Genomic DNA, 10,926 nt, shown 5'->3' on the forward strand with positions numbered 1-10,926 from the left:
TTTAGTGAAATGAAATATCTACAGGAGCGCGCGCTGCTAATGTCTGAATCCAACATCGTTAACGTTGACTTGCAAAACTTCCAGCAGGTTCTACTGGAAGGTTCAAAAGAAAAACTCATTATTATCGATTTTTGGGCAGACTGGTGCGAGCCCTGCAAACAGCTCATGCCAGTACTGGAAAAGCTGGCCTCGCAATACAGTGACCAGGTTATCCTCGCCAAAATAAACTGTGATGAGCAGCAAGAGCTGGCAATGCAGTTTGGTATTCGAAGCCTGCCTACAGTCGCCTTTTTTAAAGATGGCCAGCCCGTAGACAGTTTTGGCGGAGTCAAAACTGAAGGCGAAATTCGTGAGATACTGGATAAGCATCTGCCCAGTCCGTCTGACGACTTGATTCAGCAAGCTCAAACCGCAATGGGCGAAGGCGATGCAAACACAGCTTATACCTTAGCGAAGCAAGCTTACGATATCGACAGCAGCAATATGCAGGCATTGAAACTGCTGGCCGAAGCTGCCGTTGATGCTGGCCGCCTAGACCAGGCAAAAGAACTGGTCTCTAAAATTCCAATGGTTGAACAAGATGGCGACTACCAGCGCATAAAAGGCAAACTTGAACTTGCCGAAGATGCCGCCGACTCACCGGAACTGAGAGCTCTGCAGGAGCAGGTCGAAAAGCAACCCGACGATTTATCTCTAAAGCTGCAGCTTGCTCTTAAACTTCATGAAGCACACCGCGATGAAGAAGCCTTAGAGCTGGTATTCACCGTGTTAGCTAAAGATGTGAACTTTGCTGATGCGAAAAAATACGCGCTCGACATTATCAATTCCTTACCGGATGGTGATCCTCTGGCAGCGACCTATCGTAGAAAGTTATACAGCACTATGTATTAATGGCTGTTCACTAGCAACTTTGGCCGGCTTCCTCAGCCGGCTTTTTTTTATTCTGGCTTTTCGTGATAATAACGCCATGCAGAAAATCTATCATCAGCGTATTCAGTCCGGGTCACTTCAGTCCGATAAACACCAACACAGTGCTGTTAATGCACTGCAACAGCGACTGGACTCACTTGCCCGAGGTAATCAACCACAAAGCCTGTACCTGTTTGGCCCTGTAGGCCGTGGGAAAACGCTTTTAATGGACTTGTTTTACCAATACCTTCCGAAAGACAAAGCCATACGTCTGCACTATCACCACTTTATGGCAAAAATTCATACAGCCCTTAACCAAAGACAAGGCGAAGCCGACCCTATGGAAGCCATTGCAAGTTCCTGGGCGCAGCAATATTCGGTTATCTGTCTTGACGAATTCTTTGTCGAAGACATTGGTGATGCAATGATCCTGGCCAGGTTATGGGAAGCTCTGTTCAATAACGGCGTTACCTTGGTAACCACTTCAAACGCACCACCCAAAGAACTTTACAAAGGTGGTTTGGCACGTCACCGTTTTGAACCTACCATCGACTTACTGAATGAAGAATGTGAATGTCTGGATTTAGGCTTAGGCACCGACTATCGGCGACTTAAGGATACAGACCTGCCGTTTTACCTCAAACAGGGAACTCAAAAGCAGTTGCGTTCGGTCGCAGAAAAGCAGTTTGGGGAAACTCTCCGATGCTCCTCTATTTCGGTTATGAACCGGTCAATTCACTCTTTATGGCGAAACGATAACGTCATTGGCTTTGAGTTTATGGCACTTTGCTCAGGCCCCAGAAGCCAACGCGACTACATGGAGTTAGCCGCTCAATATAGTGCAATTGCGGTCCATGGTGTGCCCACATTTTCTTATCTGCCCGATAAAGACCTGGTACACGGCGTTGAAGAAACTTATCAACGTGAGCATCAAACCAATAGCGTCAGCAAACTGGATAATGAAGCGCGTCGTTTTATCGCTTTGGTTGACGAATGCTACGACAACAAGTGCCTGCTAATACTGACCGCAGAAACCGATATCGATAAGTTGTATCAGGCAAAGCAGCTGGAGTTTCCTTTCAGACGGTGCGTTTCTCGTCTATTTGAAATGCAGCAGTGGGGAAACTCAATGAAAGGAAACACGCTGGTAAAAAGACGCCAATCTGTTCCAGAGAGCTAAATTCCCTGTATTTACCAGCGTGTTAAAACTGAGTTATAAAAAGGTTATATTATTTTTAACAAATTCCAATATTGCAATTGTAATGGATGTTAAAATAAATTTTGTTTTTAAACCTAATTTCCCGCATTCTGCCGCACAATCACTGATTAGCTGCTTGCCGTTAAATTGCCACCTTGCTAGGATTGCTGAAATTTGCTGAACGGCAGCGCTTACAAGGCGTTAAAACAATAACGAGAAAAGAAGGTTCAGAATGAGCGAACAACGCGATCAATTTAGCTCTAAGATTGGATTTATATTAGCGGCAGCAGGTTCTGCTGTCGGCATTGGCAACCTGGTTGGCTTCCCGGTTGCGGCTACCAAGAACGGTGGCGGTGCATTTTTAATTATCTATGCCTTGTTCGTTGCTTTCATCTGTATACCGGTCATGCTTGCCGAAATGGGTCTCGGCCGTCGCGCACAAAAAAGCCCTCTCGGCTCCTATAAGGCCTTATCGCCAAATAATAAAGGGTGGCACATTGCTGGCATACTGGCGGTGATTACGCCATTCATGATTGCCGTTTTCTACATGGTCATTACTGTCTGGATATTTGGTTACCTGTGGCATTCCATCATGGGTAACCTCGATATGCTTGCCAACCCGGAGTATTTTTCTCAATTCGTTAACGACTACGGTTTTGTTGGCTTTCTTGTCGCCGTCACTATCATTATTAACGTTATTTTGATTGGAGGGGTTCGCCAGGGTATTGAAAAAGCGGCCAAATTCCTTATGCCAGCCTTGTTTATTATGCTTATTCTGCTGGTTATCTTTGTTCTTTCGCTGGACAACGCCGTACTCGGACTGGAGTTTTATTTAGTCCCTGACTTTTCAAAAATTGACGGTTCAGTGATAAACGGCGCTTTAGCACAGGCATTCTTCTCGCTTTCTCTGGGCATGGGTATTTTAATTACTTATGGCTCTTACTTTAGCCGTCGCGATGACATTGTTACTTCAGGCAAACTGGTCGCATTAACAGATACCGCCGTAGCCTTTACCGCAGGTTTAATGACACTGCCGGCAATATTTGCCATCAACCCAAATACGGACCCGGACGCATTAAGTGACTCATCGGTTAGCATGATCTTCTCGTTTTTCCCGCAAATCTTCATCGCGCTTGAAGGCGTTGTCGGTTATGTGGGAGCGAGTATTGCTGCGACGGTCTTCTTTCTTCTGACCTTTATTGCAGCCATTACTTCACTGGTTTCAATTCTTGAAGTTCCGACCGCAGCGGTTATTGAGCAAGCCAAGATCAGCCGTAAAAAAGCCCTGTTGTTTATGGGTATTGCCGTTACCGTTTTAACCCTTATTGCCGCCACTTCTTTTGGTTTTGTTCCGGCGTTTACTGAGTTTACTTTCTACGCGGACACGCCTAAGTCAGTTTTTGATGTTATCTATGACGTTTTCTACGATACCATTCTGCCACTGAACGGCCTGCTGATTTGCTTGTTTGTCAGCTTTCACTGGCGTCGTAAGAATCTGGACGCTGAACTTGCCGAGGGCAACCCAGGGTACCCAAATACACTGCTGGCTAAATACGTTCGTTTATCCATTTGCACCTTTATTCCACTGATATTGGCAGCAGTATTTATTAATACGGTGCTCACGAAATTCTTCGCAATTTCTATTTTCTAGCATGTCTAAACGCAGCGGTTACAGAAAACTTGAACTGCTGCATGATGCGAGCCTTTGGCAACAACATTGTCAGGCTCGCTCCAACCTCTCTATCTATTTATCCGACACGGATAAACGGGCAGATGCTGCGCTCTCACGTTATCGTGACTACCTTGGCCATGAATTTGAACGTGTCTTTATAGATTGCCGCGACAGTTTGCATGCTGACGCCATTGCGGCGCTTTGCGGAACGGTAACCGCCGGCGGGCTCTTATCGATACTGCTACCTGAAAAGCCCAATGCCATGAGCCAGCGCATGGAGCATTTTGCTTTAAAGTACTGGAGCAATGCCGCCGCTGACCTTTCTCCTGAAACCTCTACTGAATCATTACCGGCAGGTAACAAGCTTAAACTCACATCGGAACAAAGTGACATTTTGAAGCTCGTTAACGAGACCGGTTCAGGCACCAAGAGTGAGCCGACAACTCACATCATAACGGCTGAGCGTGGACGGGGTAAAAGTACTTTACTGGGGCAGGCTCTCGCCCATGCAAAGAATAAAAGCTCTGTTATTGTCACCGCCCCACGAAAAGCCAACGCCAAAGTTTTACTGCAACAAGCTCCTCAGGCTAAGTTTGTCGCCTGGGATAAGCTTCTTGAACAACCAGACGCCCCCGGCAAGCAGTTAATTATCGATGAAGCCGCCGGTCTGCCGCTTTGGGCAACTGAGAGGCTTTGTCAAAAGTTTACACCGTGGCTTCTTGCCACCACAGTAGCCGGATATGAAGGCTGTGGCCGTGGCTTTGCGGTGCATTTTACAGACTGGGCAAAGAAAAACCTGGCCGGGGTTGCTATTCACCAGCTGACTCAGCCCATGCGCTGGCCCGTCAATGATCCACTAGAACAATGGCTAACAGAAACTTTTTTGTTAGACGAAAAACGCCCCTTGGTTGTCTCAACTGAAGTCATGACAGGCACCTTTATAAAACACGCGTCTGAACTCGAAGAAAGCCTCTTACAACAATGCTTTCAACTCCTGCTCAATGCTCACTACCAAAGCAGCCCTAACGACTTAAACCTCTTACTAACCGAGCCGCTGCATAAAGTTGCGTATAGCCTTGAGCAAGGTAAAGTTACTGCCGTTGCCTGGTTAATGGCTGAAGGCCCTATTGACGCACCATTAAAGCACGATATTAAACAGGGGCGACGCCGTCCAAAAGGTAACTTACTTCCTCAGGCTATCGGCTATTTCCTGCAGCAAGAATGGGCTTTCGATTTATCCTGGTTACGAGTAGCCCGAATAGCAGTGCCAGCCGACAAGCGTCGCCGCAAATACGCTTCAGCATTACTCTCTGAAATATCCAAATGGGCCGGAGATAATCACTTTCAAGTATTAGGAACCAGTTTTGCCTGGTCATCAGAGTTAGATAGGTTTTGGCAAAATAACAATTACGCGCCATGGCGTATAAGCAGCCGTATTGATTCCGTTTCCGCCCGCCCTGCTGCTATTTATGCATACCCGCTTAGCACCAACAATTCGCAACAGTTTCAACGCCTCAGTGCGTGGGGGCAGCAGCAGTTACAGTGGCTGTCTAAAGATATAGCTGCGTTAGCTTCCACCGAAAATCTTAGCGAAATAAGAGCCCTGATTATCGATGCCTATACTCGCCATATAATTCCCTTCGATGCCGCGCATTTTGCCTTAGCACAGTGGCTTTACTGGCAATATCCCGACCACACATTAACATCGTTGATCTGCAAGCCAGATATAACACTGAAACAACTCGGCCAAGTCTGGGGCGGGCTTTCGCAGCGGCAAGCTAACGAAAAACTGTGTAAAGACGTACGAGCACTGCGCTAATGTGACTTGTTGTTTTCGTTACAACTTTCTATCATCAACACAGAACTTCATCAGGAATCTCTACCATGACTCGTTATTCGGTTTTTATTGCTTGTTCTACTGTGCTGATACTGAACGCCTGTAGTTCTTTTGAAAAAGAGAAAGAACAGCCTGAGGGCCCTTACCCGGAAACAAAAACCGTTGAACAACAAGATAACTATCACGGGACTCTGGTGGAAGACCCTTATCGTTGGTTAGAACAAAACAACCAAGAAGTTGAGAACTGGGTTAACGAGCAAAACCAGCTATCAACACCGGCGCTTCAGGACTACTCTCAATTTCAGAACATTAAAGACAGAATGACGGAGCTTTGGAACTACGAAAAAGTGAGTACGCCCTTTCGCTATGCTGATCGTTACTTCTATTTCTCCAACGACGGGCTGCAAAACCAAGCCGTTCTCTATACTATGACCGACCTAAGCAGCGCACCGGATGTACTGATTAACCCTAATACATTTAGCGACGACGGTACCGTTTCACTGGCCCGCATTAGTGTTTCACCACAGGCAAAATACGTGGCATACGCACTATCTGACGGGGGCAGTGACTGGACACAGATAAAAGTCCGTAATATTCAATCAGGAAAAGACACCAGCGACCTGATCAAAGGGGTGAAATTTAGTGAGGTGGCATGGCTGCCTAACGAGCGTGGTTTTTATTACAGCCGTTATCCGCAAAAAGAAGACGGAAGCTTTGATGACTCAAAGCCGGTCAGTGTCTATTTCCACAAACTGGGAACCAAACAAAGTGAAGATGAGCTCATTTTTGCTTTTGATAAAAAACCAAGCTGGAACCCTTATCCAAAAATATCCGATGACGGCCAGTACTTACTCGTTGATGTATTCAAAGGCTATGATGCCAACGCGGTATACGTGCGACCTTTAGCGCAGGAAGACGCACCATTTAAAGGTCTGTTCACAGCGTGGGACGGGCAATACCAATATGTTACCAGTCACAACGGAAAGCTTTATTTTAAAACCACAAATGGCGCACCAACTGGCCAGGTTATTGCCGTTGACCCTGAGCAACCGGCCCCCGAAAACTGGACAGAAATTATCGCACCTAAAACTCATACCTTAAAAGAGGTCAGCGCCGTAGGTGGACAGCTGTTTGCTCACTACCTGCAGTCGGCTCGCTCGCGGGTGGCTATCTTTGATATCGAGGGAACGATGCTGCAGGAGCTTGCTTTACCGGGTATTGGCTCAATTGACGGTTTTAAGGGCAGCCACAAAGCGCCGGATACATTCTTCACGTTTAAAGGTTTTACCGAGCCGGGCAAAGTGTATCGTTACCAACCAGAACAACAGCGCACAACCCTTTGGTATGAAACCGAGGTGCCAGCGAGTTTAGACCAATATACAACCGAGCAAGTGGTGTATAACAGTGCTGATGGCACCGAAGTGCCTATGTTCCTTGTTCATCATAAAGACCTGGAACTAAATGGTAACAATCCGACGCTGTTATATGGTTACGGCGGTTTCAATATTTCCCTCACTCCCGGCTACGATACAACTCGTGTTGTCTGGCTGGAAATGGGCGGCGTACTGGCCATTCCCAACTTACGAGGTGGCGGTGAGTTCGGCGAAAAATGGCATCAGCAGGGCACTAAAGAAAACAAGCAAAATGTATTTGATGACTTTATTGCCGCGGCCGAATGGCTAATAAATAATAACTACACGAATAAAGACAAACTGGCTATTCAGGGGCGCAGTAATGGCGGTTTACTGGTAGGAGCAACAATGGTTCAGCGACCTGAACTCTTTGCTGCGGCTCTTCCGGCTGTTGGCGTGCTCGATATGCTGAGGTATCAGCTTCCCAGCGCGAATGCCAGAGGCTGGAGTAGTGAGTTTGGTCTAAGCGAAAACGAGGAAGACTTTAAAACATTGTACGAGTACTCCCCTGTTCACAATACAGAGAGTGGTACCTGTTATCCGCCAACCCTTATTACTACGGGTGATCACGACAACCGAGTTGTCCCCTGGCACAGTTATAAATTTGCAGCAGCACTGCAGCGAGACCAAAGCTGCGACAACCCAATATTATTAAACGTAGAAACCCGGGCCGGACACGGTGCCGGTACACCAACCTGGATGCGTATTGAAGAACATGCCGAAAACTGGGCATTTTTACATAAGCATTTAGGTATGGATTCCGAGGCAGCACAAAGCAACGCTTCTGAATGATGATTCCATAAAAATATGCTATCTTTCGCAGCAACTTTATTAGTTAAAAGATTTCTGTGAAGGATAGCATTCATGTCTAAAGTTCTAATTATTGGTGCCGGCGGTGTTGCTGGCGTAGTCGTACAAAAATGTGCAGGCCTGCCGGAAGTATTCTCTGAGATTCACCTGGCCAGCCGTACCCTGTCAAAATGTCAGGCGTTGCAGGAAAAAGCAGGTAAAGACCGCGTTGTTGGTGTGTATCAGGTAGATGCCGATGATTCAGCAGAAGTGGCTGAACTTATCCGTGGTATTAACCCATCGTTGGTTATTAACGTCGCACTTCCGTATCAGGACTTACCTATCATGGACGCTTGTCTGGAAACCGGCGTGCACTACCTTGATACCGCAAACTACGAACCAAAAGACGAAGCCAAATTTGAATACTCATGGCAGTGGGCTTATCAGGAGCGTTTCAAAGAAAAAGGCTTAATGGCGTTATTAGGAGCCGGGTTTGATCCGGGCGTAACCAACGTCTTTACCGCCTATGCCGCTAAGCATTACTTTGATGAAGTCCATTACCTGGACATTGTTGACTGTAACGGTGGTGACCACGGTCAGGCCTTTGCAACCAACTTTAACCCGGAAATTAATATTCGCGAAATTACCCAAAAAGGGAAGTACTGGGAAAACGGCGAGTGGCACGAAACAGATCCTATCAGTGTTCGTAAAGATCTGGACTACCCTAATGTTGGCGTGCGCCCTTCTTACCTGCTGTTCCACGAAGAGTTAGAGTCGCTGGTTAAGCATTTCCCGACCATTAAACGCGCACGCTTCTGGATGACCTTTGGCGATCAATACCTGACTCACCTACGCGTACTTGAAAACGTCGGCATGACCTCTATCCAACCGGTAGAGTTTGAAGGCAAAAAAATTGTACCGCTGGAGTTTTTAAAAGCCGTGCTACCTAACCCGGGTTCTCTGGCAGAAGGCTACACCGGCAAAACCTGTATTGGTACTTATGTGACAGGAATGAAAGACGGTCAGGAAAAGACCATTTTCATTTACAATAATACGGACCACGCCGAAACCAACAAAGAAGTGGGCGCACAAGCGGTATCCTACACAACGGGTGTACCAGCAATGATTGGCGCATCTTTAATGTTACAAGGTAAATGGATGGAGCCTGGTGTCTGGAATATGGAGCAGTTTGACCCGGACGAGTTTATGGAGCGCCTGAACAAGTATGGCCTTCCATGGCAAGTTCAGGAATGCAATAAGCCATTTGAGAAGTAACAGAGAAGACAACGCATGAGCCAATATACATCGCCGGAAATTCCGTCTCCCTGCTATGTGCTGGATGAAAAACTGCTGCGCAAGAACCTGGAGCTGATGCAAAAGGTGCAAGAGCAAAGTGGTGCTGACATTATTCTGGCACTGAAAGGCTATGCCATGTGGTCGGCCTTTCCGCTTATCCGTCAGTATCTGAAAGGCTGCACAGCCAGCTCTGTCTGGGAGGCAAAGCTGGCAGCGGAAGAGTTTTCACGCGAAGTTCACGCTTATGCGCCAGCTTATAAACAAGAAGACATCGACGAGCTATTGCCGTTGGTCAATCACTTGTCCTTCAACAGTGTCTCTCAGTGGCATAAATACCGTGAACAAACTGCAGCTGCCGGTGTTTCTATTGGTCTTCGTATTAACCCGGAGCATCAGGAAGCAGAAACCGAGCTTTATGATCCCAGTGCTCCCGGTTCACGTCTGGGGATTCGCGCCAGCGAGCTTCAGCAGCAGGACTTAACCGGCGTTGACGGTTTGCACGTGCACAACCTGTGCGAGTGCGACTCGTTTGCTCTTGAGCGCACACTTGATGCTGTTGAAAGCCGTTTTGGCGAGCAATTAAAACAAATGAAGTGGCTGAACTTAGGCGGTGGGCATCTCATGACCCGTCAGGGTTACGATGTTGATCACCTGATAAAGCAGCTGAAACGCTTGCGCGAAACTTATGATCTGCAAGTGATACTGGAGCCTGGCTCGGCAGTGGCCTGGCAAACCGGTCCGCTGGTCTGCGAAGTGGTGGATATTGTTGAGAACCAGGGACAAATCGCTTTACTGGATATTTCAGCAACGGCTCACATGCCTGACGTGCTGGAAATGCCTTATCGCCCGGTCATTACCGGCGCAGGCTTACCCGCCGAGAAAGCCTTCAATTACCGCTTAGGTGGCAACAGTTGCTTAGCCGGGGATGTTATCGGTGAGTACAGTTTTGATCAGCCTCTGGCTGTGGGTGACCGTTTAGTTTTTGAAGACATGATGCACTACACAATGGTGAAGACATCCTTCTTTAACGGCGTTCAGCATCCCGCTATTGGTATTTTACGGGAAAGTGGTCAGTTTGACTGTGTACGGCAATTTAGTTACGAAGATTTCCGCAACCGCTTGTCTTAAGCACAAGTAAACTTGCGCAACTCAAACAAAGGCCACTAATCCAGTGGCCTTTTTGCTTTTTCAACGACCGAAGGTGGCATTCTCTCAGCCAGCTTTGCCAGTTTTTGCTCAATATCCTGATAGGTGCCCTGGTTTGCTGTTATCGCATTATGTAACCAATGATAGGCCTTTTCGTAGTCATACGGGCTGCCTTTATCCGCTAGCAAGATCTCAGCAAAGCGTCGTTGCGCCGGCAAATTCCCTAGCGAAGCAGCTTCACGAAGATACAAAATGGCGCGGTCAATATCCTTTTGAACCAGAACTCCTTCATGATAATAGCGCCCCAACTGCTCCAGAGCTTCCAGTAAGCCATGCTGAGCCGCTTTTTCCATATAAAGCAGGCCAATTTCAGGGTCACGGTCATAACAGACGCCCCAGGCCATCATGTCGCCATATAAGAACTGATACGTTGGACGACGCTCGAGCTCTGCCTGAGCCTCAATATCCTGCGCCAGCTGGCAGCGGTCGGTATCGCGTACTCTTTTAAGATGCGCGTTGGTTGCAAACATCTCAACAAGTTCGGCGTCTGAGTACAGTTGCACAGCCTCAACGTCCTGCGCCTGCGCTTTGTGCACTGCGGTCAGTCCGGCTACAGCAATCAGCATTGGAATGACTATTTTCATAAAGTTGCCTGTGCTCTCTCTGA

8 protein-coding genes are annotated in these 10,926 nt (G+C 47.4%); 7 read left to right on the plus strand and 1 reads right to left on the minus strand.

All coding sequences use genetic code 11. From position 1 onward, the window contains the following. Positions 1–39: 39 nt before the first annotated feature. The 7 genes from trxA (at position 40) to nspC (ending at position 10,241) form a co-directional block, all read left to right on the plus strand. Entirely contained in the window at positions 40–891 is an 852-nt protein-coding gene (trxA, locus tag K5X84_RS09480; RefSeq protein WP_222235675.1) for a thioredoxin, read from the plus strand. A 76-nt stretch (positions 892–967) separates the two neighbouring features. Beyond that, positions 968–2,089, plus strand: coding sequence for a cell division protein ZapE (zapE, locus tag K5X84_RS09485; RefSeq protein WP_222235676.1), 1,122 nt, complete (start codon positions 968–970; stop codon positions 2,087–2,089). A 250-nt stretch (positions 2,090–2,339) separates the two neighbouring features. Then, positions 2,340–3,758 carry a sodium-dependent transporter gene (locus K5X84_RS09490; protein ID WP_222235677.1) on the plus strand — a complete coding sequence of 473 codons (1,419 nt, stop codon included), beginning with the start codon at positions 2,340–2,342 and terminating at the stop codon, positions 3,756–3,758. A 1-nt stretch (position 3,759) separates the two neighbouring features. Next, positions 3,760–5,598 (plus strand): tRNA(Met) cytidine acetyltransferase TmcA domain-containing protein, encoded by a 1,839-nt coding sequence (locus K5X84_RS09495; RefSeq protein WP_222235678.1) that lies wholly within the window; start codon positions 3,760–3,762, stop codon positions 5,596–5,598. Positions 5,599–5,663: 65 nt separating this feature from the next. Then, positions 5,664–7,820, plus strand: coding sequence for a prolyl oligopeptidase family serine peptidase (locus tag K5X84_RS09500; RefSeq protein WP_222235679.1), 2,157 nt, complete (start codon positions 5,664–5,666; stop codon positions 7,818–7,820). A 72-nt stretch (positions 7,821–7,892) separates the two neighbouring features. Further along, positions 7,893–9,092: a saccharopine dehydrogenase family protein gene (locus K5X84_RS09505; protein WP_222235680.1), complete on the plus strand. Its 1,200-nt coding sequence runs from the start codon at positions 7,893–7,895 to the stop codon at positions 9,090–9,092. A gap of 15 nt (positions 9,093–9,107) precedes the next feature. After that, positions 9,108–10,241 (plus strand): carboxynorspermidine decarboxylase, encoded by a 1,134-nt coding sequence (gene nspC, locus K5X84_RS09510; RefSeq protein WP_222235681.1) that lies wholly within the window; start codon positions 9,108–9,110, stop codon positions 10,239–10,241. Between the two features lie 35 nt (positions 10,242–10,276). On the opposite strand, the gene K5X84_RS09515 is transcribed toward nspC, so the two are convergent. Next, the gene (locus K5X84_RS09515; protein ID WP_222235682.1) at positions 10,277–10,903 is read right to left on the minus strand and encodes a tetratricopeptide repeat protein; all 627 of its coding nucleotides are present in this window, start codon (positions 10,901–10,903) and stop codon (positions 10,277–10,279) included. Positions 10,904–10,926: the final 23 nt, after the last annotated feature.

This window comes from Idiomarina abyssalis (genome assembly GCF_019797805.1).
Taxonomy (GTDB): Bacteria; Pseudomonadota; Gammaproteobacteria; order Enterobacterales; family Alteromonadaceae; genus Idiomarina; species Idiomarina abyssalis.

What these genes read in the sequence shown, in the direction of transcription:
- K5X84_RS09500 (WP_222235679.1), top strand. Translation starts at nt 5,664, where the DNA reads ATGACTCGTTATTCGGTTTTTATTGCTTGTTCTACTGTGCTGATACTG.
- K5X84_RS09515 (WP_222235682.1), bottom strand. Translation starts at nt 10,903, where the DNA reads ATGAAAATAGTCATTCCAATGCTGATTGCTGTAGCCGGACTGACCGCA.
- K5X84_RS09495 (WP_222235678.1), top strand. Translation starts at nt 3,760, where the DNA reads ATGTCTAAACGCAGCGGTTACAGAAAACTTGAACTGCTGCATGATGCG.
- zapE (WP_222235676.1), top strand. Translation starts at nt 968, where the DNA reads ATGCAGAAAATCTATCATCAGCGTATTCAGTCCGGGTCACTTCAGTCC.
- K5X84_RS09490 (WP_222235677.1), top strand. Translation starts at nt 2,340, where the DNA reads ATGAGCGAACAACGCGATCAATTTAGCTCTAAGATTGGATTTATATTA.
- nspC (WP_222235681.1), top strand. Translation starts at nt 9,108, where the DNA reads ATGAGCCAATATACATCGCCGGAAATTCCGTCTCCCTGCTATGTGCTG.
- trxA (WP_222235675.1), top strand. Translation starts at nt 40, where the DNA reads ATGTCTGAATCCAACATCGTTAACGTTGACTTGCAAAACTTCCAGCAG.
- K5X84_RS09505 (WP_222235680.1), top strand. Translation starts at nt 7,893, where the DNA reads ATGTCTAAAGTTCTAATTATTGGTGCCGGCGGTGTTGCTGGCGTAGTC.